This window comes from Rhodococcus sp. 11-3 (assembly GCF_023704055.1).
GTDB classification, from domain to species: Bacteria; Actinomycetota; Actinomycetes; order Mycobacteriales; family Mycobacteriaceae; genus Rhodococcus; species Rhodococcus aetherivorans.
The window spans coordinates 987,217-1,010,421 of record NZ_CP080406.1; the positions used below are offsets into that span (position 1 = coordinate 987,217).

A 23,205-nucleotide genomic window follows, 5' to 3' on the forward strand; every position below is an offset into this window, starting at 1 on the left:
TGGATCCACCGTAACGAACCCGGGCGGTCGCATGTGGAGCGGGCGCTACCGATATGATGGGGCCGCTCGACTGCCTCCTTAGCTCAGTGGTAGAGCACTCGCCTTGTAAGCGAGCGGTCGTCAGTTCAATCCTGACAGGGGGCTCAAGACGAAGGGCTCTAGCCAGCGGAAACGCCGGCCAGGGCCCTTTGTTGTTCCGAAGGCTCACGCCACGTTGTCACGAGTTGTCACAACGGGTTGGCGGGACTGCTCACGAACTGCCAGGGCGAATGCGCCGGTTGGTGCCGTATAGGAAGTAGAACTGCGCTTCCGTCGCCTCTCTTACCGCCGCACGCTGCGCCAAGATGGACCTCGCAGCGGCTAGTCCGCCGCCCCCCACCGTTGCCGCAGCGCCTGTGAGCATCAGCGCGACCGCCGCCGGAATGCCCGATGCCGGTCCGACTGCGACTCCCAGTGCCGCCAGTCCCCCAGCCGCCACTTGGCCCCCAGGATCTAGAACAGTCCGACGAACGAGGTCGCTCAGCGACGTGTTCTCGTTGATTGCGTTCTCTATCTCATCCAGCGCAGGAGCGACCTTGATCGTCCACGCGTCTTCAATCTCATGGGCAAACTGTGGATCCTCGGGGGCGGTGTCGATATCCTTGGTGATCTCTCGGACGCCCTGCCGAAACCTGTGCAGAGGCGCATGCAACTCCTGCCGGATGTCGAGGATCTCCGACATAGTTGCGTGTTCGAAATTCGGGAGTCGGTCAAAGAGGCCGTTCGCGAGAGCGGCGTCTCGACCTCGCCGTCGAGCGGCCGGCACAGGACTGAAGATGCCGGCTTCTACGCCGAGATTCACAAGGTTGCTCGTGGCGTGATCGAACAGCGGGTACGTGACTCCTGATGTCAACGCCTCTCGGACACGAGCGAAGTAGCGGTTAGCGATACCTACGTCTTCGTCGGGACGGTTACCGACCTGGCCCACATCGACGTCGGGTAGAGGATCAAGTGTCAGCAGGCCAGCCCGCATTGCTAAGGCGAGTTCGTGGTAGCCGTACTCGGCCATGCCCTCTCGGACGCGATCTTGCAGTTCGTTGATAGCTGGCCGCATGCCATCGAACATTTGTTCTATCGCATTGCGCCGCTCTCGACGTTGAGGGCTGGTCAGTTGATTCCCTGCAGGGTAGGAACGGATGGTCCGCAGTAGGCTGTCTAGCGGCTCTACGGCGTTGGGGGCGTAGACGGGGGCCACCTGCACTAAGAGTTCAAGCATATCTAGGTCAGCGGCGTCTTCGAGAACGGCGATCGAGTGAACAAGGCTGGCCCGTGGGCTTATAAGCGTGACGGAGTCGGCATACAGCAAGGCCGCCTGTGACTGGCGGATTTCTCCCTGAAGGTGTAGCACGCCGATACTCGGCGCTGTTGCTACAGACATGTGGAGGCTTGTCTTCACGGCCTTCTGCTTCTGCCGACTTCGCCTGCGTCTGTTGCTCACCGATGGCCCCTCTCTGCTGTGTAGTTACCAACATGATGCTGAGGCCGCACTACGGACGGCTCTCTGCAGCGTTCCATGAGACAACGCCTTGCAGGCTGTGGGCGGCAGCCTTAAGAGCATCGTCCTGCGAGTGCATGTACGTACGCATCGTGAAGGCCGCGTCGGCGTGACCCAGCCATGCGGAGATCACGACGATTGGCACGCCCTGTAGGTGCATGAGGGTGCCGCAGGTATGTCGCGCGTCGTGCAACCGGATCTGCGACACGCCCGAGCGTGTGCATATTTCTCGCCAGAAATCCGAGATCGTGTCCGGGTGGTAGGGGCGGCCGGCCTCGTCGCACACCACGTACGTGCCGGGCCCGTACGCCTCACCCAGGCGGAGTCGCTCCTTGGCTTGCCGGGTGCGTGCCGCCTTCAGCGCTGCGGTCAGGGCTGGGGTGAGTGGCAGGGTGCGTGCGGAGCGGGTGGACTTGGGTTCGCCCTCCGACACCTTCCCGTTCACCGACACGCGGTTGTTGGCGATGGTGATGGTGCCGGCTTCGAGGTCGAGGTGCTCCCATTTGAGGCCGGCGATCTCGCCGCGGCGCAGCCCGGACAGGGCGAGGTGCCAGGCGTGCTCGTTGCGGTCGGTCGCCGCGACCTCGAGCAGTGTGCGGACCTCGTCCTCGGTGAAGGTGCGCATCTCCTTCTTCTGCCGTGGCACCCGGTCGACGAGGGCTGCGACGTCCCGGACGAGTTGGCCTTGCTTCACGAGCCCGGACAGCACGGAGGACAGGACGTTGAGCATCGGGTTGACGGTGTTCGCGGTCCACGCCTTGCGTGGGGTGCCGTCAGGTTTGGTGACGGTGCCGGCGAGGAGTGCGGAGACCAGGTCGTCGATGTGTCGCTTGGTCAGCTTCTGTACCGACAAGTCCCCGTACGTGTCGCGCACGGGTTGGAGGGCGTGGGTGTAGGCGCCGAGGGTGGTGGGGCGGATGCGGCGGCCGGCGAGCCAGTCGGCGCAGGCCTGCTCGACGGTGAGGGTCGAGCGGTGGACGTGGGTGCCGCGGGCTACGTCGTTCTGCAGCTCGGACAGTTTCTCCTTCGCGTCGTCGAGGTTGTCGAACCGTTTGCGGTACTGCTTGCGTCCACCGGTGACGGGGTCGGTGCCGATGTCGACGGTGAGTTGGTAGCGGACGACGGGGCGGCCGCGGACCTTGCGGGCGAGTTCGATTTTCTTGATCTGCGGGGGTAGTTGTTGGCGGGCCACGGGTGGCTCCTAGTTGTTCCAGGGCTGGCGGCGGGCCAGCTCGCGGTTGAGATATGCGCGTTCGGCCGGCGTCAGGTTGTCCAGGCGTACGGCGATCGCGTCGACGTCGACCCATAGTTCTTCGGCGAGCTCGTGATGGTCTTGTGTCCATACGAGTGCGTCGACAAGCTGGGGGAGTGGGATGAGCTTACGCGCGGACAGGATGTCCACGATGCGCTCTTCGATTGCGGACAGATAGGGGTCGGCGGGGACCGGTCCGCGTTCGATGTGGTGGATTTCGTGGGTCAGGACCCACCGTCTACTGGCTTGTCCGAGGCTCGGATCGAGGTAGACGGTGTCGCCTGTCCATGCGCCCTCGAGTCCGTCGGGAAGTACGTCTCTGCAGGTTACGCGGATGTGGGGGTGGTGCTTTCCGATGTGTCGCCACGGATGCCACCGCCGACCCTTACGTTTTCTCCCCATGTCCGAATTAGAACATGCGTTCGAACCTACCGACAGGTTTTCTACTACTGCGTGTCGGACTTCTTTCCGCGCTTGGCGGCCAGCACCTTCGTCGGGTCGAACGGCGGAGCATCATCCCCATGCTCACTGGCCACGTGTGTAGTAAGCGGATTGCGCGAGGAACAGTCGTCATCAAGCTGTGAATCTTGATCTTGACGTTTCAAGGCTGTGACGTTGTCGTCGCGACTCTCCTCCGGCTCATTCATGGGGGCTCCTGGCCGGCCGCGATCCGCGCCAGTCTTGCGGCCGTGCTTCGTGCTGCCCTCTTTCGTCCGCGGTTCCGGGACTTCTTCGATGCCTGCTCCATGCTCGTCCTCCAAGTTCGGGCGCCGCATTTGGCGCACTAGTCCGAGGAGCATCGTCCGGTTGTGAACCGAGATGGAGGAGTCCATCTTGATCACGGTCTCGAGGTCGAGACCCCCGAGGTCCGGCATGTCGATGCCCATGCTCACCAGAGCTGCTCGCGCGATCTCGGTCTCGGGGACTCCGAGGCCGGCCGCGAGTCCCTTGATCGTGGAGGCGGTGAGTGAGACGACGTCGGTGTTGCGGACTCGCGAGATGTTCGACTTGCTGAGCTTGTGCCCGCGGGCTTCTGCTCGTCGAACGACGTCGCTGTCGGACCAGTCGTTCAGCTCCCGGACTCGCTCGATCAGGGCTGCGAGTTCGTGTCTGGGCTGTTGCATGGCTTGAGCATCATTCCTGGTCGGCGTGGCGTCGAATCTGGTGGACATTGGCGAGACGATTTTGGTGGACACCTAGAACTTTCCAGATTCTCTCAGGTCTAGCCACCACCTGCGGAGCGATTCAGATTGGAGGGCTTGCGCGGTGGACACCAAGCAGCGCATACTGGCCACAATTACTGGACACAGGAGGCACAATATGAGTACAGTTGCCATGCCAACGAAGATCGGCCGGATCGGAGACCTCTACATGGAGATCAAAGACCGTGACCTGCTCGTCGAGCTGATGGAAGAGCGGGGCATCTCGCAGCGTCAGTTGGCGAAGGTTGCGGGATGGAAGTCCCACACCTATCTGCAGCGACTGATTCGAGGGGAGGTGAAGACGCTGAACACGGACCCGGCCCTGCGGATCGCCTACTACTTCGGCATCCCGGTGCACCGTCTTTTTTTCACTCGGGTGGACACAATTTCAGAACTCGAAGAACCTAAATCGAGAACCAGGGTCGCATAAGACGGCCCTTCACCTGTTGGAGCAGGTGAAGGGCCACGACACGAAAGGCATCTCAATGTCAGACCTCACTGTACCGGGCACTTACCCATCGGGTCAGTCCCCGTTCGACTCCATCCGCCAGGTCCGCGCCGACGGAATCGAGTTCTGGTCCGCACGTGATCTCATGCCGCTCCTCGGCTATGACAAGTGGGAGCGCTTCGAGGACGCCATCGACAGGGCAATCGCCTCGATGGTCGCGCAGGGCCACAGCGCCCACACGAACGCTTCCCGGCTCCGGGAACCGATCGCCAAGACGTATCGCATCAACTTCCATCTCTCCCGCTTCGCCTGCTACCTCGTCGCGATGAACGGCGATTCCCGCAAGCCTGAGGTGGCAGCCGCGCAGGCCTACTTCGCGATCCGCACCCGTGAAGCCGAGACCATGGCGCCGGCGCTCACTGGCCCCGAGCTACTCGCGCACGCAGTTCTCGAAGCGCAGCAGATGCTCGCATCGAAGGACAAGGAAATCGCTGTCCTCGACGCTCACGTCGCAGAGTTGGCACCGAAGGCTGCCTACGTCGACGAGTTCGTCGCCGACGAAGACATGCTCCGGTTCGCCACCGTCGCGTCCACGCTGGGCATGCAGGAGTCGAAGCTGCGCGAGCTGCTCATCGCAAAAAAGTGGATCTACTCCGAGACCTCGACCCGCTGGTCGCACTCGAAGGGCCGCAAGGTCACAGTCAATCGGTACTCGGAGTACGCCGACAAGAAGCGCTACTTCCAGCGCGTCGAGAACCATGAGGCCCCGCGATTCCGTGGCGAGGTCATGCACACCTTGAAGATCACCCCGGCTGGCGCCGAGGCGATCGCCCGACTGGTGCGGCGCGGCGGCGACAACGTGGTCGACCTCTTCGACGGCGGTGCAGCATGAGTGCCCAGATCGGACCGAAGCTGCTCCTCAACGCCGCCGAAGCGGCCGAGCTGCTCGGGGTCTCCGAAACCACCATCCGCGAAATGTGGAAACACGACGAACTCCCGTGCATCCGTATCGGCCGCGGCCGCAAGGTCACCCGCCAGTGGCTCGAGGACTACATCGCTGCACACATGGAGGTGGCATCGTGACCGCGCGTCTGGTGGCTGACCGTGTCGAGACGGTGGTCGAGGTCCTGGACTACCACGAGCACGGCAGCGAACGGTTCGCGCACGTGGTGATCGACGAGGCCTCGTATGGAGATGGACTCGGGGACGCCGAGTTCTGTGTGTCGCTCGACGAACTGTCGGTGATCGGCGGTGCGTCGTGACGTTCGCTCTGTGCCCGATCGTGACTATGGAGAAGATCGCCGATCATCCTGCCTCCGGCCACATGTGGTTGATGGAGCTCGCCAACGGGCGCACGCAGGTGGGGTTCGGCTACGAGATCAAGGTGCGTGCCGCATGAGCATCCGAGACGAACTCGCCCTCGCAATCTGCAAGGCGCAGTGCAACGGAGGCCGACCAGCTGGGATCGACTACGCCGCCGCCGACGCGATCCTCGCTCGCTTCGGTGTCGTCGAGCTGGATGACGACAGCGTTCCGGACGACGACGGGCAGGAATGGTTCAACGACTACGAGATCCGGGTGGACCACACTGGCCTCTACGGGCCTGAGGTCTGGATCGGCGGTCACCAGACAACTCCTGAGCAACTACGCCGGATCGCCGTCGCGTATCTCACCGCTGCGAAGCACGCGAAGGCACAGTCGTGACGGGCCCGTTCCGCGGGATCGTGTTCGCGCTACCGCCCGCGCTGCTGCTGTGGGCCGCCGGTATCGCCGCCCTCGCGCTGCTCCTCGCCCTCATCCCATGACTCCGGTTGCGCCGCTGTGGGGATGGCGGCGCAACCGGCACCAACTTCTGACAAGGACCTTCGAATGAACCTTCCGATCTACGAGCAGACGCGACGCACTGTGCCGTGCGCGCTGCTGTGCGACAACACCCCGGTGCCGGCCGACGAGCTCGAGGAGCTGGACGTCGATGTGGAGCTCGACCACCTGCCCGTGTTCGTCGGCCGTCCGAACGAACTTCCGAGCGTGTGGTGGTCCATCCTCGCGATGGTCGGCCTGGTGGGGATGCTCGCGTTCATCATGTACGCCGCGGCGGTGTCCTCATGAGCATCGACTTCGTTCCCGAACTGATCGCCCGTCCCGGCACGCGCCGCGCCACCCATGCGAAGCCGGCGATGACTGCGGAACGTCGCGCCATGCTTCGCCGCATCACCCGTCGGCATCTGAGCCACGCGGAACCCGCCGAGCAGTACGCCGCCCGCCAGTTCGCCGCAGCGACTCGTGACCACGAGATGACTGTCCTGCACGACGACGGGGTGTACAGGCACGTCCGGTTCGCGAAGCCCGGCACCGGAATGTGGTCGTGGACGCTCACCACGTGGCCAGGGCATCTGTGCATCGACGGCGACCTCGAGTCATTCACGTTCGCCCGCGAACACGACATGTTCGAGTTCTTCGCCTACGACGGCGCCCGGATCAATCCGCACTACTGGGCGGAGAAGATCACGAACGATGCCGCACGGCGGGGAACCCACACGTTCTCCGAATCGAAAGCCGTATCTGCGGTCGTACAGGACTTCCTCGCACAGCGGCACTACGTCGACGGCCCGGCGGCCGATGCATGGCTCGACCTGCGTAACCAGGTCATCGACGAGATCCACTCCTACGACAGCTCACTGTTCCATGAGGCCGTCAACCGCTGGAACTACGACGGTTACCACTTCACCGAAACCTACGAATGGGACGTGTCGGACTGGGATCACCACTACCTGATCGCCTGTCACGCCATCGCCTGGGGAATCGCCCGGTACCGCAAGGTGGTGCAGCCATGAGCGACAGGTGCGGAACGATGGCCGGCTACGCGGACCACCGCAAAAATAGCACGCCAACGTGCCGGGCATGCAAGGACGCCCGCAACGACTACCAGCGGCGCTACCGGATGTACGGGCCGCAGAAGCACGGCATCCACGGCACCTACGGCGGATACAAGCGGCACCTCAGGAACCGAACCCAGCCGTGCACCGAGTGCCTCGAAGCCCACAACGAATACCAGCAGCGGCGGCGCGCACTGACCGCCCGAAACGTGCTCGTCCCGACCGAGCTGCTCGTCGAGCTGTACCTCAGCTCACCGCCTGAGGTGCAGGTCAAGACCGAAGACATGTTGGGAGCCAAGCGCCTCGAGGTGCTGGTGCAGCGCGTGGACGAGGCCGCGGCATGAGCGGCTGGAACGATCCGGGCGCCGACCCGGCCGACGCATGGGCTGTGACGACACCGCCGCCGATCACCATCCACGACGACCGACTCATCTGGCGGCTGCGCACCGGAACCCGCATCCGCGAAGAGTCCGGTCGCACCTTCGCCGTCACCGTCAACGGCCACCTCATCAACACCGGCACCGGCACCTGGTGCGCCGTCGCCGACCTCGAACTCCCCGTGGAGGTACTCCCATGACCACCCACTACATCGCCCCGCCGCGAAACCTGTGGCAGTGCAACACCTGCAACGCGATCCGGTCCGCGAAATGCGCCCCCGCCTGCCTCGCTGGCGACCACTACGACCCGCGTGCGCACCGCGAGGCCGCCGCGGTCGCCGGGCCCGTCGAGGAGGCCCTGTGAGCCACCCCGGATGGGATGACACCGACCGGCCGAGGTTCCTTGAGTTCGATGCCGGCGCTTATGCCGACCGTCTCCACGAGGCGCAGGTCGACCGCGAGATGGGAGTCGATCTGTGAAGATGCCGAAGCTTGAGCCCGGATCGCCCGAATGGGTCCGCACCGTCACCGCCTCGAAGGTCCCTGCCATCCTGGGGATCTCGCGCTACCAGTCGCAGTACGCGCTGTGGCACGAGATGGCCGGACTCGTCGACGCGGCGCCGCTGGGGGAGCAGAAGCAGGACCTGTTCGACTACGGGCACGCCGCGGAGCTGGCCGCCGCCGAGTATTGGAAGTACCGCACCCCCGGCTGGCGTATCTCCACCGGCGAGGTGCAGTTCACCCTGCCCGATCTCGGGTTCCCGAACGCCGCAACCATCGATCGCCGCGCCTCCCGCGGCCGGGCCCGCCGCATCGTCGAAGTCAAGACCGCCCGCTCCCTGGAGGAATGGGGCGACGACGGAAGCGGCGAGGCCCCCGCCGACTACGCCGCCCAGGTCACGTGGCAGATGCTCGTGTCCGGGATCCACGAGGCCGACATCGTTCTGTGGCCCACGTACGGCATGCCGCGCATCTACCCGATCGAATGGGACCGCGAGTTCGCCGACGCAATCCTCGACCGTGTCCGAACATGGGTGGCGTCGCTACAGGCCAGCACCCCGCCGGAGCTGGACAACAGCATCACCACATACGAGTGCCTGCGACGTCTACACCCGGACATCGACCGGGACACCGAGGTCGAACTCAACGAGGACCTGGCCGCCGCATATCTGCGGGCTGTGGCCGATCAGAAGCTGATCGACGCCAAACTGCGTGCCGCGAAGATCCGTGTCCTCGACGCAATGGGCCGCGCCCAGTACGCCACCTGCCGCGGTCGCAAGATCGCCGACCGACGCAACGGCCGCGGCGACTCCATCAGCTTGTACGCCAACACCAAGACCGACTTCCTCGAAGGAGTAAGTGCATGACCACCAACGACATCGCGCACCTGGACGAGGGCGACACCGTTCCCTCGGGCGCAAGCTTCGCTGCGACCACCGACTCGAGCAAGGCGATCGACACTCTCATGTCGCACGCCAAGGCGATGGACATCGCGTACTCGCTCGCCGAAGGCATGTGCAAGACCGCGCTCGTGCCGAGCATCTACCGCGGTAAGCCCGCTGACGGCACGGCGGCGATCCTGTACGGCGCCGAGCTGGGCCTCAATCCGATCCAGTCCCTGCAGCAGATCTTCGTCGTGCACGGGGCGCCGGCGATCTACGCCCGGACGATGGTCGCCCTATTGAAGGTGAAGGGCTACCACATCTGGACCGAGGAGAGCACCGACGAGTCGGTGACGGTCTGCGGGCAGGCGCCCTCCGGCATCACCGAGTCCTCCACGTGGACGATGGACCGCGCCCGCAAGGCCGGATACGTGCCCGAGGTCGATGAGCGCACCGGGAAGTTCAAGACGAACGACAAGGGCAACCTCATCGGGAACGAGAAGTACCTCAAGGACCCGCAGGCAATGCTCTACGCCAAGGCCGCTTCCGAGGTTTGCCGCAAGATCGCACCGGACGTCCTCCTCGGTATCGCGCACACACGCGAGGACCTCGAGCTCGACCCGCCGGAGGAGGCGACCCTACAGCGCAGCGCCCCGAAGCAGCGCGGTGTTGCCGGCGCCCGGGCTGCCCTGGGCATCGCCTCGAAGCAGGGCGAAAAAGCGGACACCCCGCAGGCCAGCGAACCGCCCACGGCAGAGAAGACACCTCCGGCCGCTACCCCTGCGGACCTCAAACGCCTCGATGCCGCACTCACCGACGCTGGGATCCTCGACCAGGAGGAGCGCCGCACGTTCTTGTCGGCCCGCGTCGGCCACGAACTCCGGGCTGCTCGAGAGCTGACGCGCGACGAGGTGGCCTCGATCATCCGGTTCGTCAAGGAAGGCGAGCCAGCCGAGGCCGGTGAGCCAGCATGACCGGTCACGCAGAGAAGGCCACCGCCCTGCTGCAGGTTGCGCAGACACAGCTCGGGTCCGGGTCACGGTTCGAGGCGGTGTCGGCGGCGAGCGTGCACGCGCAGCTCGCCCAGGTCGAAGCCACTACCGGCCTCGCCACCGCCGTGCGTGACCTGACCGCGGCGCTCGTCGACGAGGAGAAGACCGTCGACCAGATCAGCACCGACGCCGTGGCGCGTGATGTGGCAGCGATCGGGGACCGCCCATGACCGGCCGCCAACTGGCCGTGTTCGCCCTCGCCGTCGGTGTGTCGGCGGCGGGGGTGGCGGTCGCCATCTTCCTGGCCGGCGACTCGATCGTCGGCGCCATCGAGAGGTCGTTCCCTCAGCGCTGGAAGGCCCTGCCATGAAGCGCCTCGCCATCGCGGCTGAAGCGATCGGCCTCACCGCCGCCGGCCTCCTCACTGCCGGCGCCCTGATCATCACCATCCTCACCCCTACCGGAAGGGGACTCATCCCATGAGCCTCGGACTCGAGAAGGCCCGCGCCGCGGCCGGCGGCTACGGCATCGCCGCCGCCTACGACGACATCGACACCGTCCTCGCCGAACGCGACTCCCTCCGCAAGGCCCTCGCCAAGGCCGACGCCGGCAAGGACGCCGCTACAGCCGAAACCGAACGCCTCGCCGGGCAGCTCGGCACCGAACAGTTCCGCACCAAGGGCTGGCGCGACCGGGCCCTGGCCGCCGAAGACCTGTCGCGGCAGCACGCCCAAGACCTGTCCGCCGCCCGAGCCGACGTCATGCGCCTGACCGCGCTGCTCGGACAGGGACTCGACCTGATCGACACCGCAACGAACGGACCCCTCGACACCGTCGACGAGGATCTTCTCGACGCACTGCGCACCGCCCTCACTGTCGCGCCCGGGGAACGGAACATCACAGCCGATGGAAAGTGCGGGCGCAACGGCGGCCAGGGAACCGGCGCCGGCCACGTCTGCGTCTGCGTCTGCATCCGAGGGATGAACCATCCATTCGACTCGGAGCGACCGCACGGATGCAGCTGTGGCGCGCTGTGGGCGGACGGTGACCGATGAGAGTCACCGACGCCAACGCTGCCATCCGCATCGGCCGGTGGGCACTCGACAACCGCGAGATCCTGCCCGACCAGGTCCGCCTCGACATCGCGCATATCGCCGAACGCGGCAGCCAGAAACTCATGGCCGGCCTCCGCGACGACGAACTCGCCACCCTCCGAGGAGCACCACGCTCATGACCTGCAAGACACCAGGCTGCAGCCGCGGCGGACAAACCCGCCGCGGCATGTGTCGCGCCTGCCACGAACGCTGGCGACTCCGCCAGCACGCATACGGACGCTTCCAGCCGCTCGTCGTCGACGCCGAACCAGCACGACGACACATCACCGCCATGCGCGACATCGGTCTCACCTGGCGCACCATCAGCAACCTCAGCGGAGTCGACCGCAAACAAGTCGCCGACCTCTGCCGAGGCGCCAAGATGACCAGCCGCGATGTCGCCGACCGCATCCTCGCCACCCGCATCCCCACCGCGGCACACGAAGTCGCCCCCGACGACGGACGCGTACCCGCCATCGGCACCACCCGCCGCATCCAGGCCCTCGTCGCGAACGGCTGGACCCAGTCCTACATCGCCGAGCAGGTCGGCATCACCGTCGCCAACATGGTGCCGCTCACCTTCGGCCGGCAGCACATGGTGCAGGCCGCCAAGGCCCGCACCGTCGCCGCGCTCTTCGAACGGCTCCAACTCGAACAGGGCCCATCTACCAGGGCCCGCAACATCGGCCGCAAGTACGGGTGGGCGTTGCCACTCGAATGGGACGACGACGCTATCGACAACCCCGACGCTACACCGATCGTGTCCCGCCGCACCAAGCGAGACGACTTCCTCGGACCCGTCATCGAACGCCGCGAGAAAGTCCTCGAGCTCACCCGCAACGGACTGTCCATCGCGCAGATTGCCGACCAGCTCGGCGTCGACCCACGGACGATCACCCGCGACAGGGGCGCCGCGGCATGACCGAATCCATCACCAGCCGAGTGGAGCCAGCGGCCGCCATCAAGGCCGCCGAACACCCACATCGACCACCATCACGTTCATGCAAGGTCTGCGACGCCCCGGCCGGCGCCGGCTCCTACTGGTGCCGTGACCGCAGGAGGTCAGGCTGAATGGGGCTCCCATGGGCGCGGCTCGACACGAACCTGCCAACGCACGACAAGGTGCTCGAGCTCGTCGGATCAAGCCCGAAAGGCAAGGCTGCGGCATTCGTTTACGTCTGTTCCCTCGCTCACGCGGTCGCAAATGGCACGGACGGCATCATCCGAAAGGCTGCTCTGCCGTTCATTCACGGCACGCCGGCCGAGGCGAAGTTGCTCGTAGTAGCGGGGCTCTGGGAAGTCGTCGAAGGCGGTGCGTACCGCATCAAGAACTACGGCACGCGACAGGCCGTCGGGTTCGCTCAACAGGCATTACACGAAACGAGGTCCGCTGCAGGGCGGAAGGGGGCAGACGTGAGATGGAACGGCTGACACCAGTTTTGCCATATGGCAAACGGCATGGCAAAACGATGGCAAACGCTGATTTGCCATTTCGACTTGACAATGGCACTAACGTACGGACGAACGGACGGACTTACGTAGATAGCTACTCACCGACAATTTCGTCTTACGAAAGCAACGCGCGCGCCCGCATACCGAAAATTTCCCCCGATGTGAGCCGATCTCGCGTACCAGTCGCCGCTTCGCGCGACCACCACACCGGCCTCCACACAGTTTTCCACAGCCTGGGGGAATCCTGATGGCCCGCAATCGCGCATCCGCCCGCAAGGCCGGCACCGCGTTCGAAACCCTCATCGCCCAAGCCCTCGCACACCACCTCGACGACGACCGCATCGAACGCCGCGCCCGCAACGGCGCCAAAGACCGCGGCGACATCGCAGGCGTACGAATCAGGGGCCAGAGGCTCGTCCTTGAGCTCAAATCCCCTGGGAAGGGTCAGCGGGTGGATCTGCCCGGCTGGACGCGTGAGGCGGCGATCGAGGCCGGTAACGACGATGCCCTCTGCGGACTGGTCGTCCACAAGCGCCACGGCACCACCAACCCACTCGAGCAGTGGGTCACCGGAACTGTCGCCGACCTCATCGCACTCATCACCGGGCACCGACCACAGGAGGACCAGCAGCCGTGACCGAACTCGACCGACCAACCCGGGCACGGCTCCTCACCGCCCTCGACAACATCGCCACCTGGCTCGCCGACGAGCTCGACACCACCATCGCCAAGCTCACCGCCCAACCCGACATGGTCGGCGGCCCAAGTGCTGACACACCACTACCCATCAACGCCGACGCCTTCGACGCCGCACTCGACCTGACCGGCACCCTCGACGACTGGATCAACCAGGTGTGCCTCACACACCACCAAATCGCCTATCCCGGACGGCTACGCATCCAGCCCGCCGCGACATGGCTGTACGACCACTACCTCGACCTAGCCCGCCACGAACGCATCCAGCAGGCCGCCCGCGAGATCATCGAAGCCCACGACCGCGTCTACCACCTCGTCGAACAGAAACGCGACCCCGCATGGAAGCAAGCTGACCCAATCGCAGCAGCAGCAACAGAACTCAATCCGAGCGGACTCGAAACGCTAGGCCGCGAACTAGGCGGCGACTACTCCACCCTCACCCGAGAACGAGTCGAATCCCTACGACGGAACGGCCACATCACACCCGTCCGCGCCATCGAAGGAATCGGAAACCTCTACAACACAGGAGATGTGCTGATCGCGCATCTGACAATTCCGATAAGGAAACGGAAGCGAGCAGCGTAAACGTTCTTAACCGACCCGCTGTGATACGCTTCGCGCGAAGCCGAGTGTGACCGCCAAGGTCCCTCGGCTTTCGTCGTCGAAAGGGGAACCGATGCAACTTCGAACCCACATCCGCATCCTGCTCCTCATCGCCACCCACCTCGGCCTCCGCCACTGACCCACACACGTCCACCCTCGACGCAGCCACAGGCGCTCGGGTGGGCACGCCCCGCACCGTCCATTGGATGGTGGCGGTGCGGGGCCACAAACCAAGAAGGACGCATGGCCACAACCACCGAACGCGGACTCGGATGGCAACACCAGAAGCAACGCGACCGACTCCTCAAAGCACACATCGACGGGACGCCGTGCTGGTGGTGCGGACTCCCGATGTACCGCGACCGCACACGCAACTGGGACCACGACCCCACATCACCTGACCGCGCATCCGGATCACTCGCAGCCGACCATAGCCACGCACGAGCCCACGACGGAACACACGCCGACCGGCTCCTCCACGGCATCTGCAACAAACAACGCCAGGACGGGCGCAACGACCACCTACGGCCCGCTATCACCGGACTCGACCCCACAACCACGGCAGACAGCGACGACCCACTCGGCATCCGCCTCCTGCCCTGGCCCTGACCAGCGCAAACACACTCAGAACCCCACCCCCGAAAATTCTCGAGGGGGAGGGGGTCTCCTGACTGGCCGCCTCAGTCAGGACTTTTTTTACGGACCGGAATTTTCTACCGGGATCGAGGAGGTGATCGCGTGCCAGACCTGGACAGTCTCGCTTCGGCCGGCCGTCGCCTCTACGCCGAGTTGCACGACGACGCCGATCCCTACTCGCTGACGGCGCTGATCGTCGAAGCTGCCCGCATCAAGGACCGTCTCGACCAGTTCGACCGAGTTCTCTGCGGCGACGTCGACTGTTGGGTGAGCCTCGTCGACGCGCGTGGCGCGGACGGCATCCTCGAGATCCGCGTGGATGGCGCACTGCAGGAGTCGAGGCAGCAGGCCAACGCACTTCGGCAACTGCTCGCCGAGATCCGCCGACAGAAGGACTCCGAGCCTGCCGGTGATGACGATGACGGCCTCGCTGATCTGTGACGATTTCCCCACCCTGACCGGCCGGCAAGAACCGCACAACCTGTCTGTCTTCAACGGTGACACCACACACGGCGAGAAGGCCGTCGAGCTCGGTCGGCGCGCTGGATCGATCGCGATGCCGTGGCAGATCAAGGCACAGCACGCAATCCTGTCGACCACGCCATATGGGCGGTGGACACACTCGACGTGCTGCCTGATCGTCCCGAGGCAGAACGGCAAGTCCGAGATCCTCATCCAGCGATGCCTGTACGGGCTGTTCAAGCTGGACGAGACCATCATCTACACCGCGCAACGGTGGAAGACCGCCCGCGACGGGTGGAAGCGGATGATGGCGCTCATCAAGAGCCGACCATGGCTGCGGAAGCGCGTCATTCGAGCTACGTGCTCGCAGGGTGAGGGCATCATCGAGCTGACATCGGGCGCGACGATCTCGTTCGGCACCCGATCGAACGACACCGGCCGCGGCCTGACCGATGTCGACTTGGTCGTCTACGACGAGGCATACAACCTGACGCCGGGCGAGATCTCCGCGATGTCGTTCGTGCAGATGGCCGCGAAGAACCCACAACGGATCTACGCCTCGTCTGCAGTGAATCAGGATGAGCACCCCAACGGAGATGTGCTTGCGTCGGTCCGTCAGCGTGGCCTGAAGCGAGAGCCGGGCCTGTATTTCGCTGAGTACATGGCGGCTGAGGGAATGCCGCGAGACTCGGAAGAAACATGGCGCTACGCGAACCCCTCGTACGGGGTCATTCAGACTGACGAGAAGATCCTCGACATCATGAAGAACCTCGCGACCCCGGCGGGACGCAAGGGGTTCGACGTCGAAGCGCTCGGCCGCGGCGATTGGCCGGCCACCGACGACAAGGCGGAGACCTGGCAAATCGTCGCCGAAGATCACTGGTCCGGGTTGCTCGACTACGCGCCGGATCTGATCGGAACGACCGGGATCGGTGTCGCGCGTGTCGGAAGCCAGTGGGCGATCTCGGCGGCCCGCCGCACCGTCGACGAGCGGATCCACGTCGAGGTCGGGTACCTGCCGATTGCACCGAACCCGGAGATCGTCGCGCTTCTCGCTCGCGTTGATGACGCGATCGAGCCGTGTGCGATCGCCACGGACAGTCGCTCGCCGGCCGCCGTGATTGAGCCGCTGATGAAGACTGCCGGGATCGAGTTGGTCAAGTCGACGACGAACCAGGCCGCGCTGATGTGCGCCGGGTTCGTCGACGACGTCGAGGACGGGCTGATCTGCCATACCGGGCAGCCGGCACTGCAACACGCACTCGAACACGCCATCAAGCGTGAGTTGCCACGAAAAGACTGGGTCATCGACCCGAACGGTGATCCGGGCGTCGCGTCGCTGCAGGCCGTCGTCTTGGCGCGGTGGGCGCTACTCACATTCGAATCCAGGGTCACTGGTGCTGCCGCGGCCCCGAGAGCACAACAGCCCACGGGCAGGGATGTCGACGAGCAGGACTCGTTCGATGCGCTGACTGTCGCATTCTGAGGAGGTTCCCATGGTCGATACGCAAACTGCGCGGCCGGTGACCGAAGTCGGGTACGTCAACGGCGACGGAACCGACTGGCAGCAGTGGGACCAGAACGAGAAAGTCCCGGAGCTGCAGTGGCCGGAGTCGGTGAATGTCTACAGTCGCATGGCTAAAGAAGACGGCCGGGTGTCGTCGCTGCTGCAGGCGATCAGTCTGCCGATCCGCGGCACAACGTGGCGAATCGACCCGAACGGCGCCCGCGACGAGGTTGTCGAGTTCATCGCCAGCGACCTCGGCCTCCCGATCGTCGGCACCGAGGCGAAACCCAGACGCACACGAGGCCGGTTCTCCTGGTCCAACCACCTGCAGCAGGTACTGCTCATGCTGCAGTACGGGCACAGCTTCTTCGAGCAGGTGTACCGGATCGACGAGAATGACCGCACCCATCTGCGCAAGCTCGCCCCCCGGCCGCAGAAGACCATCTCGAAGATCACTGTCGCCCTCGATGGCGGACTCGAATCGATCACGCAGGCACCTCCCGTGGGTCCTCTGACGGTCGCGTCGATGCTGCCGGACGGGTTCACGATCCCCGTCAACCGGCTCGTCGCATACGTCCGGGACCCGGAGGCCGGCCAATGGCAGGGCAGCTCGATTCTCCGTCCCGCGTACAAGCACTGGATCCTCAAGGACGAGTTCATGCGGATCCAGGCCGGGGCGGCTCGACGCAACGGCATGGGCGTCCCGGTCGGTACCGCATCGAAGGCCGACGACCAGGTAGAGGTCGACCACATGCACGAAATCGCCTCGAAGTTCCGGGGCGGCATGAACTCCGGTGTCGGCCTTGCCAACGGTCAGAAGCTGGAGCTGCTCGGCGTACAGGGCAACCTGCCCGACATACAGCAGGCGATCGACTACCAGGACAAGCAGATCGCACTCGCGGGTCTCGCACACTTCCTGAACCTCGACCGCGGCGGCTCGTTCGCGTTGGCCTCCGTGCTGGCGGACCCGTTCGTGCAGTCCGTGCAGGCCTTCGCCGAGACGATCGCCGATACCGCGAACGCGCACATCGTCGAGGACCTCGTCGACCTGAACTGGGGTGAGGACGAACCTGCGCCGCGGATTGTGTTCGACGAGATCGGGTCCCGGCAGGACGCCACCGCATCCGCGCTGGCGATGCTCGTGCAGGCCGGTCTGCTCGACGCCGACGACATCGTCAAGATCACGGTCCGTCAATCGCTCGGCATCCCGACCACCCCTGAATCAACCGCCGCCGGCGATCCGCGCGGCGCCACCGAAGGAGCTGGCTCGTGACTCGAGCAGCCACACCGGAGAACCAGCACCGCGACTGGTACTCGATCCGCAACGAAGACACGACAGAATCGCCGGTCGAGATCCTCATCTATGACCGCATCGGCGAGAGCTACTGGGACGACCGCACGGTCAGCGCACGCGCATTCGTCCGGGACCTGACCGCACTCGACGTCGATGCGCTGACCGTCCGGATCAACAGCCCGGGCGGAAACGTCTACGACGGCATCGCGATCCTCAATGCTCTGCGCGCGCACAAGGCCACGGTCACCGTCTACATCGACGGCATCGCCGCCAGCGCGGCGAGCTTCGTCGCGATGGCCGGCGACGAGGTCATCATGTCCCGCAACGCGGAGATCATGATCCATGACGCATGGAGCTACGCCAGCGGCGACGCCGAGGACCTACGGAAGGTCGCCGACGACCTCGACCGGGTCAGCGACAACATCGCCCGCATCTACGCCGAACGAGCAGGCACGGACGTCGAGGTATGGCGCGCCGCGATGCGCGCCGAAACTTGGTACTCCGATGCCGAGGCCGTTGAGGCAGGACTCGCTGATCGCGTCACCGCGAAGTCCGACGATGGCGATACCGCCGCCGCGAAGGCGTCGTTCGACCTGTCTGTCTTCAACTACGCCGGACGCAACGCTGCGCCGGCGCCCAGGATTCTCGCCCCTGTGGCGAGTGCCGCGCCCGAATCCTCGGCCGCGGACATCACCACCGAAAGAGGAGGTTCGGACGTGGCATTCACGGACGAGCAGACGAGCGAACTCCGTGAGGCTCTGAGCCTCCCCGAGGACGCGACACAGGAACAGATCTACGAGGCGCTGCTCGAGCGCGCCACCGCACCCGCCCCCGTCGCCGCAGCACCGTCGCTTCCCGATGGTGTCGTCACCGTCGAAGCATCTGTGCTCGACGAACTCCGCGTAGCGGCGGAGCGCGGTGCGCAGGCTCGCGCCCAGCAGGAGACCGAAGCGCGTACCGCGCTGGTCTCCGCCGCCATCAAGGATGGCCGCATCGCCTCGGCGCGCCGAGATCACTGGCTTGCGGCACTCGCCGCGGACCCCGACGGCGCCGCAGCCACCCTCGCCTCCCTCGCTCCCGGCCTCGTTCCGGTCGACGAGATCGGGCACGGCGTCGGAGTCGAGAACGCGAACCAGGACCTCGGCTGGTTCGACAGCACTTCCACGAAGGAGGCCTGATCATGGCGAACGAGAACATCGGCGTGTACGAGCCCGGCCAGGACATCTCCGGTCGTGCGTCGGCTGCCATCACCGGCAAGCGATTCCTGAAGATCTCTGGCGACCGATCCAACGGCAACGTTGCCGTCGCACACGCCGACGCCGGCGGTCGGATCTGCGGGGTCTCCGGACGCGACACCGCGGTCGGCAAGCTCGTCGACGTCAAGCGCGGCAAGGACCGGGTCACCTTCGTTACCGCCGGAGCGAACATCGCAGCGTTCGCGGAGGTCCAGGTCGGAACCAACGGTCAGGCAATTCCGAAGGACACCGGCGTGGCCGTCGGCTACGCCGTAACCGCAGCCACTTCCGGCGGCGACGCCGAGATCAGCCTCTACTGAAAGGGCAGTCACAATGACTTCTCCCGCACCCGTGGCGTACCCTCTCGGCGCGCCCACCATTTCCGGCAACAAGCTGACGGTAGACACCGCGCTCAAGCAGCCCGGTCGTATCACCAAGCGTCTTGCCGACCTGACCCTGCAGAAGTTCATCGTCGATCGGATCTTCGCGTCCAGCGGCACGTCGGTTGCCTCCGGTGCGGTGATCTACGACCAGGTCACCCGCAACGAGCTGTACACCACCCGCGACGTTGAGGAGCGCGCCGAAGGAGCGGAGTACCCGGTCGTCGGCGGCGAGCGCGGCGAGCCGAAGGTCGCGGAGGCCGAGGACTGGGGCGGCAAGTTCTGGATCTCGGACGGCGCGATCCGCCGCAACGACAAGGTGTTCTTCGACAATCAGGTCACGCAGCTCGCGAATACCATCGTGCGGAAGGTGAACTCCCGCGCCGTGGCCACGCTCGAGGCTGCGATCACCGCGCTCGGCGGTGCCGGTGTCGTCCCGGGCAACGACTGGTCCGATGTCACCCTGACTGGCACCTCGCCGACCCCGAACAACCAGCGCCCGTTCGCGGACTTCGCGAAGGTGCAGCTCGCAGCGGACATCGAGGAACTCGGCGTCACCTACGACCTGTGGCTGATCAACCCGCAGGAACATCACAACCTGCGGATCGCCTACGGCCCCGACCTCGACGAAATCCTCAAGGAGGCCGGCCTCGAGCTGTTCTCGTCGAACCGTGTCACCGCGGGCACCGGGTACGCCGTCGCGCGCGGCCAGGTCGGGTTCCTCGACTACGAGCAGGGTCTGACCACCGAGACGTGGCGCGAACAGAAGACCCGCAAGAACTGGATCCAGTCCTCGGTCATGCCGATCATGGGCGTCACCAACCCGTACTCCATCAAGAAGCTGACCGGATTGGCGGGCTGAGATGGCACGTAAGAAGATCCGAGTCGCGGTCTGGGAGTACCGCACCGATGAGGGGAAGCGGCGTCTCGCGTACTTCGGTGACACCGTCGACCTCTCAGATGACGAGATCGAGCGTGGTACCCGGGCTGGCGTGTTCGACCAACCCGAGCCGCCGGCGTCCGCCGCAGACAAGCCGGACGAGGCACCGAGTGATCCGCCCGCGGACGACCCCAAGGAACCGGAGTCGACGTCGAGCCGGCCCACCAAGCCTCGACCTACCGCGACCGCGGCGAAGTGGGCTTCGTACGCGAAGGCGATCGGAATCGACGAGGACGAGGTCGAGGCTGCACAGTCCGACAAGGACTCGCTCATCGCTCTCGTCGATGCGTTCGAGTCCGACAACTGACGTAAGGAGGAGCCGTGGCTGACTTCGTCAACACCGACGACATCGAAAGCGGCTGGCGGCCTCTCACCTCGACCGAGAAGATATGGGCAGAGCAACTGATCGCCTCCGCCTCGAAGTGGATCCGCAACCGCAAGCCCGATCTCGCCGAGGACGATCCAGACGCGCAGTTCGTTGTCATCGAGGTTGTGCGTGCTGCGCTGACAGCCGCCAAGTACGCCGGGCACGCCTCCTATGCGAAGACTGTCGGTGGGGTGACACGATCCGGCACTCTCGTCAATCCGGGCCGGTCTCTGGTGTTCACTGAGTTCCATTACCAGCTACTGGGAATCTCGCAGGTCGCGGCCCCCAAGTTCACCTTCGGGGACTGCCATGAATGAGCTCGGCAACCAGACCATCCGCGTGACCGTCCGGGAGCGCGGTAAACGGGGTGTGATGACCGAGCGGCCCGGAGGCGAGTACCCGGGCTGCTCGGTGCAGCCGGAGTCGTCTACCGAGGGTGTTCCACTCGAGCGACACGACCGGTGGGTTCTCTACGCGCCTCCAGGGTTCCCGAAGTCCACCGAGAACGTGCTCGACGTCGACGGGATCGGTCCGCGCCTGCACGTCGACGGTGAGCTGCAGACGTGGTTCGACGACGACGGGGTCCCGGATCACGTGTGGGGCTATCTCGAAAGGTGGGAGGGCAATGTCTGATCGGAAACCCGGCACGTTCCGTTTTTCGTCGAAGGACGCGAAGGCGATCATGGCGTCGAGGTCCGTTCAAGCGGCCACGGCGGGGGCAGCGAGGGTCGGTCTCGAGGCGTTCCGTCGCGAAGCTCGCCGGCACGCGAAGACTGGTCAGCTTGCTGCCCGGGTGCGTATCGAGCGGGCGCGAGGCTGGGACGGGCGGCCCGGTCACCGCATCGTCGCCTCCCGGGCCGGTAACCAGTACGCGTTGTTCGGCACCAGGCGTTCGAAGCCGGCGCGCGCGACCGAGGCCGCGATGCGCGCCATGAACCAGCGGCGGAGGTACTGATGGTTGTCGAGCTCGACGAGACGCTGTTCCCGGATATTCAAGAGGTGCTGATGGCGTACCTCGCCCCGCTGGGGGAGACGGACACCGAACCACCTGTCGAAGACGGCATCGGCATCCAGATCAACCGCACCGGCGGCGGCAACGACGGGATCAGCGACTACCCGCGCGTGCAGATCACCTGCCATCACCCGGACCCGCGTGGCGCGTCGCTCCTCGCGCGGCAGGTCGCGAACCGGATGGAGAACATCCCCGGCGTTGCGATCGACGTCGAGGGTGAGCCGAAGCCGATCTGCGTCGACTCCTGCCGGGTCGACACCCCACCGGAAGCAGAGCCGTACGACAACCCCGACGCTCGACGCGAGGTCGCGTACTACGCGCTCAGTCTGCAGAAACCCTGGCGGCGCTGACACCCCAGGTCACCCCCCATTCCTTCCTGGCTCACGACATACACGTCGTGGGCCTTTCTCATGCCCAGGAGGCATCATGGCCACATCTGTTGGCGAACTCGAGGTCGCGCGGCACCAGCGTGAGCTCATCCTCAAGCCCAACCGCATGCACATCTTCGGGATGGGCATGGACGTCGACCCGATCGAGTACATCACCGAGGGTGCGAACTCTCAGCTCGCCGAACTCCCGGATGGTGCGTGGGACTTCGGTCTCCTGCTCAAGGACGATGCGATCACGCTGACTCGTGAGATGGAGAAGTCCGACATCATGGCGGTCGGCTACTCGAATCCGATCCGCTCGGACTTCACGTCCGACATCGCGGGCCTGCAGTTCACCGGTCTCGAGGCGAACCGGTACAACATCGAGAACAACCTCGGTATGGATCTGTCGCAGATGGTCGCCGATCCGGAGACCGGTGAGATCGCGTTCGATCAGTCGGCGATCGCGGAGATCCGCCAGCAGCGTTACCTCTGCGTCGCCCAGTTCAACTCCGGGGTCGATCGGATCTACCTCGGACGCCTGTTCTATGCGGGTGAGGTCGCCGAAATGGGGGAGCAGACCCTGTCGGACGGTGAGGGGTCGCTGACGTGGCCGACCACCGTGAATGCGATGGTCGACACCGAGCACGGCGTGTCGGTGCGGCACTACTTCGGTGGCGAGGGCTGGAACCGTGTCCTCGAGGACGCGGGCTTCAAGCGTGGCGGTCTGTCGATCACCACTGCTTCTCTGCCTGCCGGCACCGTCGGCGTGGCGTACTCGCAGACCCTCGCCGTGTCTGGTGGTACGGGCACCAAGACGTGGACGCTGTCGACCGGCAACCTCCCTGCTGGTTTGACGCTCGCCTCGTCGACCGGTGGCATTTCCGGTACCCCGACCGCGGCCGGCACGTCCAACTTCACCGTGCAGGTTGTCGACAGTGCGACGTCCGGCAGTGCCCTGAAGCCGCTGTCCATTGTCGTAAACCCTTAGTAGGCCCGGGGGTTGACGAAGATCCGCCTGGCGGCGGGCTGTTCACGCTCAGTCCGCCGCCGGTGGAGTCCACTGTCACATGACCGCCCGGGCCGTGGGTGTGGA

At 65.2% G+C, this 23,205-nt stretch carries 38 protein-coding genes and 1 tRNA gene; 35 read left to right on the top strand and 4 right to left on the bottom strand.

The features are described from left to right. Positions 1–72: 72 nt before the first annotated feature. Positions 73–144: transfer RNA gene (locus tag KZJ41_RS04530), tRNA-Thr, on the top strand. 106 nt (positions 145–250) lie between these two features. Here the strand turns inward: KZJ41_RS04530 and KZJ41_RS04535 are convergent. From KZJ41_RS04535 to KZJ41_RS04550, 4 genes are all read right to left on the bottom strand, one after another. Then, positions 251–1,435, bottom strand: coding sequence for a hypothetical protein (locus KZJ41_RS04535; RefSeq protein ID WP_251550247.1), 1,185 nt, complete (start codon positions 1,433–1,435; stop codon positions 251–253). Between the two features lie 91 nt (positions 1,436–1,526). Continuing rightward, entirely contained in the window at positions 1,527–2,726 is a 1,200-nt protein-coding gene (locus KZJ41_RS04540) for a site-specific integrase (protein WP_251550248.1), read from the bottom strand. A gap of 9 nt (positions 2,727–2,735) precedes the next feature. Beyond that, a complete protein-coding gene (locus KZJ41_RS04545; protein ID WP_251550251.1) occupies positions 2,736–2,936 on the bottom strand; it encodes a hypothetical protein in 201 nt (66 codons plus the stop codon). A 296-nt stretch (positions 2,937–3,232) separates the two neighbouring features. Further along, positions 3,233–3,958 (bottom strand): hypothetical protein, encoded by a 726-nt coding sequence (locus KZJ41_RS04550; protein WP_251550253.1) that lies wholly within the window; start codon positions 3,956–3,958, stop codon positions 3,233–3,235. 148 nt (positions 3,959–4,106) lie between these two features. On the opposite strand from KZJ41_RS04550, the gene KZJ41_RS04555 reads away from it, so the two are divergent. From KZJ41_RS04555 to KZJ41_RS04720, 34 genes are all read left to right on the top strand, one after another. Continuing rightward, complete coding sequence (locus KZJ41_RS04555) at positions 4,107–4,418, top strand: helix-turn-helix transcriptional regulator (protein WP_251550255.1); 312 nt, start codon at positions 4,107–4,109, stop codon at positions 4,416–4,418. 55 nt (positions 4,419–4,473) lie between these two features. After that, on the top strand, positions 4,474–5,328 hold the full coding sequence (locus KZJ41_RS04560) for a phage antirepressor KilAC domain-containing protein (protein WP_251550946.1): 855 nt from the start codon (positions 4,474–4,476) through the stop codon (positions 5,326–5,328). Beyond that, the gene (locus KZJ41_RS04565) at positions 5,325–5,519 is read left to right on the top strand and encodes a helix-turn-helix domain-containing protein (protein ID WP_168579096.1); all 195 of its coding nucleotides are present in this window, start codon (positions 5,325–5,327) and stop codon (positions 5,517–5,519) included. The genes KZJ41_RS04560 and KZJ41_RS04565 overlap by 4 nt, the downstream gene beginning before the upstream one ends. Further along, positions 5,516–5,698 carry a hypothetical protein gene (locus KZJ41_RS04570; RefSeq protein ID WP_251550257.1) on the top strand — a complete coding sequence of 61 codons (183 nt, stop codon included), beginning with the start codon at positions 5,516–5,518 and terminating at the stop codon, positions 5,696–5,698. The genes KZJ41_RS04565 and KZJ41_RS04570 overlap by 4 nt, the downstream gene beginning before the upstream one ends. Next, entirely contained in the window at positions 5,695–5,835 is a 141-nt protein-coding gene (locus KZJ41_RS04575) for a hypothetical protein (RefSeq protein ID WP_251550259.1), read from the top strand. Before KZJ41_RS04570 ends, KZJ41_RS04575 begins: the two co-directional genes overlap by 4 nt. Next, entirely contained in the window at positions 5,832–6,140 is a 309-nt protein-coding gene (locus tag KZJ41_RS04580; protein ID WP_251550261.1) for a hypothetical protein, read from the top strand. Before KZJ41_RS04575 ends, KZJ41_RS04580 begins: the two co-directional genes overlap by 4 nt. Positions 6,141–6,305: 165 nt before the next feature. Beyond that, entirely contained in the window at positions 6,306–6,545 is a 240-nt protein-coding gene (locus KZJ41_RS04585; protein WP_168579100.1) for a hypothetical protein, read from the top strand. Further along, positions 6,542–7,270 (top strand): hypothetical protein, encoded by a 729-nt coding sequence (locus KZJ41_RS04590; protein ID WP_251550263.1) that lies wholly within the window; start codon positions 6,542–6,544, stop codon positions 7,268–7,270. Before KZJ41_RS04585 ends, KZJ41_RS04590 begins: the two co-directional genes overlap by 4 nt. Continuing rightward, on the top strand, positions 7,267–7,656 hold the full coding sequence (locus KZJ41_RS04595; RefSeq protein WP_251550265.1) for a hypothetical protein: 390 nt from the start codon (positions 7,267–7,269) through the stop codon (positions 7,654–7,656). The genes KZJ41_RS04590 and KZJ41_RS04595 overlap by 4 nt, the downstream gene beginning before the upstream one ends. Next, entirely contained in the window at positions 7,653–7,889 is a 237-nt protein-coding gene (locus tag KZJ41_RS04600; protein WP_168579103.1) for a hypothetical protein, read from the top strand. Before KZJ41_RS04595 ends, KZJ41_RS04600 begins: the two co-directional genes overlap by 4 nt. After that, complete coding sequence (locus KZJ41_RS04605; protein WP_168579104.1) at positions 7,886–8,053, top strand: hypothetical protein; 168 nt, start codon at positions 7,886–7,888, stop codon at positions 8,051–8,053. The genes KZJ41_RS04600 and KZJ41_RS04605 overlap by 4 nt, the downstream gene beginning before the upstream one ends. Positions 8,054–8,171: 118 nt before the next feature. Then, positions 8,172–9,056, top strand: a complete 885-nt coding sequence (locus KZJ41_RS04610; protein WP_251550267.1) for a YqaJ viral recombinase family protein — start codon at positions 8,172–8,174, stop codon at positions 9,054–9,056. Continuing rightward, positions 9,053–10,045 carry a hypothetical protein gene (locus tag KZJ41_RS04615; RefSeq protein WP_251550269.1) on the top strand — a complete coding sequence of 331 codons (993 nt, stop codon included), beginning with the start codon at positions 9,053–9,055 and terminating at the stop codon, positions 10,043–10,045. The genes KZJ41_RS04610 and KZJ41_RS04615 overlap by 4 nt, the downstream gene beginning before the upstream one ends. Beyond that, entirely contained in the window at positions 10,042–10,293 is a 252-nt protein-coding gene (locus KZJ41_RS04620) for a hypothetical protein (RefSeq protein ID WP_168579107.1), read from the top strand. Before KZJ41_RS04615 ends, KZJ41_RS04620 begins: the two co-directional genes overlap by 4 nt. Then, positions 10,290–10,433: a hypothetical protein gene (locus KZJ41_RS04625; protein ID WP_168579108.1), complete on the top strand. Its 144-nt coding sequence runs from the start codon at positions 10,290–10,292 to the stop codon at positions 10,431–10,433. Before KZJ41_RS04620 ends, KZJ41_RS04625 begins: the two co-directional genes overlap by 4 nt. Before the next feature lie 109 nt (positions 10,434–10,542). Next, positions 10,543–11,118, top strand: coding sequence for a hypothetical protein (locus KZJ41_RS04630; protein ID WP_251550271.1), 576 nt, complete (start codon positions 10,543–10,545; stop codon positions 11,116–11,118). Beyond that, on the top strand, positions 11,115–11,297 hold the full coding sequence (locus KZJ41_RS04635; protein WP_168579110.1) for a hypothetical protein: 183 nt from the start codon (positions 11,115–11,117) through the stop codon (positions 11,295–11,297). The genes KZJ41_RS04630 and KZJ41_RS04635 overlap by 4 nt, the downstream gene beginning before the upstream one ends. Next, a complete protein-coding gene (locus tag KZJ41_RS04640) occupies positions 11,294–12,079 on the top strand; it encodes a helix-turn-helix domain-containing protein (RefSeq protein WP_251550273.1) in 786 nt (261 codons plus the stop codon). The genes KZJ41_RS04635 and KZJ41_RS04640 overlap by 4 nt, the downstream gene beginning before the upstream one ends. Before the next feature lie 200 nt (positions 12,080–12,279). Beyond that, complete coding sequence (locus KZJ41_RS04645) at positions 12,280–12,588, top strand: hypothetical protein (RefSeq protein WP_251550275.1); 309 nt, start codon at positions 12,280–12,282, stop codon at positions 12,586–12,588. Between the two features lie 268 nt (positions 12,589–12,856). Then, positions 12,857–13,246 carry a hypothetical protein gene (locus tag KZJ41_RS04650; protein WP_251550277.1) on the top strand — a complete coding sequence of 130 codons (390 nt, stop codon included), beginning with the start codon at positions 12,857–12,859 and terminating at the stop codon, positions 13,244–13,246. Beyond that, positions 13,243–13,890, top strand: a complete 648-nt coding sequence (locus KZJ41_RS04655) for a hypothetical protein (protein ID WP_251550279.1) — start codon at positions 13,243–13,245, stop codon at positions 13,888–13,890. Before KZJ41_RS04650 ends, KZJ41_RS04655 begins: the two co-directional genes overlap by 4 nt. Before the next feature lie 261 nt (positions 13,891–14,151). Next, a complete protein-coding gene (locus KZJ41_RS04660; RefSeq protein ID WP_251550281.1) occupies positions 14,152–14,517 on the top strand; it encodes a hypothetical protein in 366 nt (121 codons plus the stop codon). 129 nt (positions 14,518–14,646) lie between these two features. Beyond that, positions 14,647–14,985 carry a hypothetical protein gene (locus KZJ41_RS04665; protein ID WP_168579116.1) on the top strand — a complete coding sequence of 113 codons (339 nt, stop codon included), beginning with the start codon at positions 14,647–14,649 and terminating at the stop codon, positions 14,983–14,985. Further along, a complete protein-coding gene (locus KZJ41_RS04670) occupies positions 14,957–16,492 on the top strand; it encodes a hypothetical protein (RefSeq protein WP_251550283.1) in 1,536 nt (511 codons plus the stop codon). The genes KZJ41_RS04665 and KZJ41_RS04670 overlap by 29 nt, the downstream gene beginning before the upstream one ends. Before the next feature lie 10 nt (positions 16,493–16,502). Next, positions 16,503–17,786, top strand: a complete 1,284-nt coding sequence (locus KZJ41_RS04675; RefSeq protein WP_251550285.1) for a DUF935 domain-containing protein — start codon at positions 16,503–16,505, stop codon at positions 17,784–17,786. Further along, positions 17,783–18,985 (top strand): head maturation protease, ClpP-related, encoded by a 1,203-nt coding sequence (locus tag KZJ41_RS04680; RefSeq protein ID WP_251550287.1) that lies wholly within the window; start codon positions 17,783–17,785, stop codon positions 18,983–18,985. Before KZJ41_RS04675 ends, KZJ41_RS04680 begins: the two co-directional genes overlap by 4 nt. Before the next feature lie 2 nt (positions 18,986–18,987). Continuing rightward, positions 18,988–19,362, top strand: coding sequence for a capsid cement protein (locus KZJ41_RS04685; protein ID WP_251550289.1), 375 nt, complete (start codon positions 18,988–18,990; stop codon positions 19,360–19,362). Between the two features lie 13 nt (positions 19,363–19,375). Beyond that, positions 19,376–20,284, top strand: coding sequence for a major capsid protein (locus tag KZJ41_RS04690; RefSeq protein WP_251550291.1), 909 nt, complete (start codon positions 19,376–19,378; stop codon positions 20,282–20,284). A 1-nt stretch (position 20,285) separates the two neighbouring features. Beyond that, complete coding sequence (locus KZJ41_RS04695; protein WP_251550293.1) at positions 20,286–20,669, top strand: hypothetical protein; 384 nt, start codon at positions 20,286–20,288, stop codon at positions 20,667–20,669. Between the two features lie 14 nt (positions 20,670–20,683). Further along, positions 20,684–21,046, top strand: a complete 363-nt coding sequence (locus KZJ41_RS04700) for a phage Gp19/Gp15/Gp42 family protein (protein ID WP_251550295.1) — start codon at positions 20,684–20,686, stop codon at positions 21,044–21,046. Further along, positions 21,039–21,362, top strand: coding sequence for a hypothetical protein (locus tag KZJ41_RS04705; protein ID WP_251550297.1), 324 nt, complete (start codon positions 21,039–21,041; stop codon positions 21,360–21,362). The genes KZJ41_RS04700 and KZJ41_RS04705 overlap by 8 nt, the downstream gene beginning before the upstream one ends. Next, entirely contained in the window at positions 21,355–21,684 is a 330-nt protein-coding gene (locus KZJ41_RS04710) for a hypothetical protein (RefSeq protein WP_251550299.1), read from the top strand. Before KZJ41_RS04705 ends, KZJ41_RS04710 begins: the two co-directional genes overlap by 8 nt. Next, positions 21,684–22,091, top strand: a complete 408-nt coding sequence (locus KZJ41_RS04715) for a hypothetical protein (RefSeq protein WP_251550301.1) — start codon at positions 21,684–21,686, stop codon at positions 22,089–22,091. The genes KZJ41_RS04710 and KZJ41_RS04715 overlap by 1 nt, the downstream gene beginning before the upstream one ends. 76 nt (positions 22,092–22,167) lie before the next feature. Continuing rightward, positions 22,168–23,100, top strand: a complete 933-nt coding sequence (locus tag KZJ41_RS04720) for an Ig domain-containing protein (RefSeq protein ID WP_251550303.1) — start codon at positions 22,168–22,170, stop codon at positions 23,098–23,100. Positions 23,101–23,205 lie beyond the last annotated feature (105 nt).

Excerpts from the sequence above, each read along its gene's own strand:
- KZJ41_RS04550 (WP_251550253.1), bottom strand. The coding sequence starts at position 3,958 with ATGTCCACCAGATTCGACGCCACGCCGACCAGGAATGATGCTCAAGCC.
- KZJ41_RS04600 (WP_168579103.1), top strand. The coding sequence starts at position 7,653 with ATGAGCGGCTGGAACGATCCGGGCGCCGACCCGGCCGACGCATGGGCT.
- KZJ41_RS04590 (WP_251550263.1), top strand. The coding sequence starts at position 6,542 with ATGAGCATCGACTTCGTTCCCGAACTGATCGCCCGTCCCGGCACGCGC.
- KZJ41_RS04585 (WP_168579100.1), top strand. The coding sequence starts at position 6,306 with ATGAACCTTCCGATCTACGAGCAGACGCGACGCACTGTGCCGTGCGCG.
- KZJ41_RS04685 (WP_251550289.1), top strand. The coding sequence starts at position 18,988 with ATGGCGAACGAGAACATCGGCGTGTACGAGCCCGGCCAGGACATCTCC.
- KZJ41_RS04555 (WP_251550255.1), top strand. The coding sequence starts at position 4,107 with ATGAGTACAGTTGCCATGCCAACGAAGATCGGCCGGATCGGAGACCTC.
- KZJ41_RS04660 (WP_251550281.1), top strand. The coding sequence starts at position 14,152 with ATGGCCACAACCACCGAACGCGGACTCGGATGGCAACACCAGAAGCAA.
- KZJ41_RS04560 (WP_251550946.1), top strand. The coding sequence starts at position 4,474 with ATGTCAGACCTCACTGTACCGGGCACTTACCCATCGGGTCAGTCCCCG.
- KZJ41_RS04615 (WP_251550269.1), top strand. The coding sequence starts at position 9,053 with ATGACCACCAACGACATCGCGCACCTGGACGAGGGCGACACCGTTCCC.
- KZJ41_RS04705 (WP_251550297.1), top strand. The coding sequence starts at position 21,039 with ATGAATGAGCTCGGCAACCAGACCATCCGCGTGACCGTCCGGGAGCGC.
- KZJ41_RS04695 (WP_251550293.1), top strand. The coding sequence starts at position 20,286 with ATGGCACGTAAGAAGATCCGAGTCGCGGTCTGGGAGTACCGCACCGAT.
- KZJ41_RS04635 (WP_168579110.1), top strand. The coding sequence starts at position 11,115 with ATGAGAGTCACCGACGCCAACGCTGCCATCCGCATCGGCCGGTGGGCA.
- KZJ41_RS04605 (WP_168579104.1), top strand. The coding sequence starts at position 7,886 with ATGACCACCCACTACATCGCCCCGCCGCGAAACCTGTGGCAGTGCAAC.
- KZJ41_RS04670 (WP_251550283.1), top strand. The coding sequence starts at position 14,957 with ATGACGATGACGGCCTCGCTGATCTGTGACGATTTCCCCACCCTGACC.
- KZJ41_RS04640 (WP_251550273.1), top strand. The coding sequence starts at position 11,294 with ATGACCTGCAAGACACCAGGCTGCAGCCGCGGCGGACAAACCCGCCGC.
- KZJ41_RS04630 (WP_251550271.1), top strand. The coding sequence starts at position 10,543 with ATGAGCCTCGGACTCGAGAAGGCCCGCGCCGCGGCCGGCGGCTACGGC.
- KZJ41_RS04565 (WP_168579096.1), top strand. The coding sequence starts at position 5,325 with ATGAGTGCCCAGATCGGACCGAAGCTGCTCCTCAACGCCGCCGAAGCG.
- KZJ41_RS04625 (WP_168579108.1), top strand. The coding sequence starts at position 10,290 with ATGACCGGCCGCCAACTGGCCGTGTTCGCCCTCGCCGTCGGTGTGTCG.
- KZJ41_RS04595 (WP_251550265.1), top strand. The coding sequence starts at position 7,267 with ATGAGCGACAGGTGCGGAACGATGGCCGGCTACGCGGACCACCGCAAA.
- KZJ41_RS04715 (WP_251550301.1), top strand. The coding sequence starts at position 21,684 with ATGGTTGTCGAGCTCGACGAGACGCTGTTCCCGGATATTCAAGAGGTG.
- KZJ41_RS04580 (WP_251550261.1), top strand. The coding sequence starts at position 5,832 with ATGAGCATCCGAGACGAACTCGCCCTCGCAATCTGCAAGGCGCAGTGC.
- KZJ41_RS04675 (WP_251550285.1), top strand. The coding sequence starts at position 16,503 with ATGGTCGATACGCAAACTGCGCGGCCGGTGACCGAAGTCGGGTACGTC.
- KZJ41_RS04690 (WP_251550291.1), top strand. The coding sequence starts at position 19,376 with ATGACTTCTCCCGCACCCGTGGCGTACCCTCTCGGCGCGCCCACCATT.
- KZJ41_RS04710 (WP_251550299.1), top strand. The coding sequence starts at position 21,355 with ATGTCTGATCGGAAACCCGGCACGTTCCGTTTTTCGTCGAAGGACGCG.
- KZJ41_RS04610 (WP_251550267.1), top strand. The coding sequence starts at position 8,172 with ATGCCGAAGCTTGAGCCCGGATCGCCCGAATGGGTCCGCACCGTCACC.
- KZJ41_RS04720 (WP_251550303.1), top strand. The coding sequence starts at position 22,168 with ATGGCCACATCTGTTGGCGAACTCGAGGTCGCGCGGCACCAGCGTGAG.
- KZJ41_RS04650 (WP_251550277.1), top strand. The coding sequence starts at position 12,857 with ATGGCCCGCAATCGCGCATCCGCCCGCAAGGCCGGCACCGCGTTCGAA.
- KZJ41_RS04620 (WP_168579107.1), top strand. The coding sequence starts at position 10,042 with ATGACCGGTCACGCAGAGAAGGCCACCGCCCTGCTGCAGGTTGCGCAG.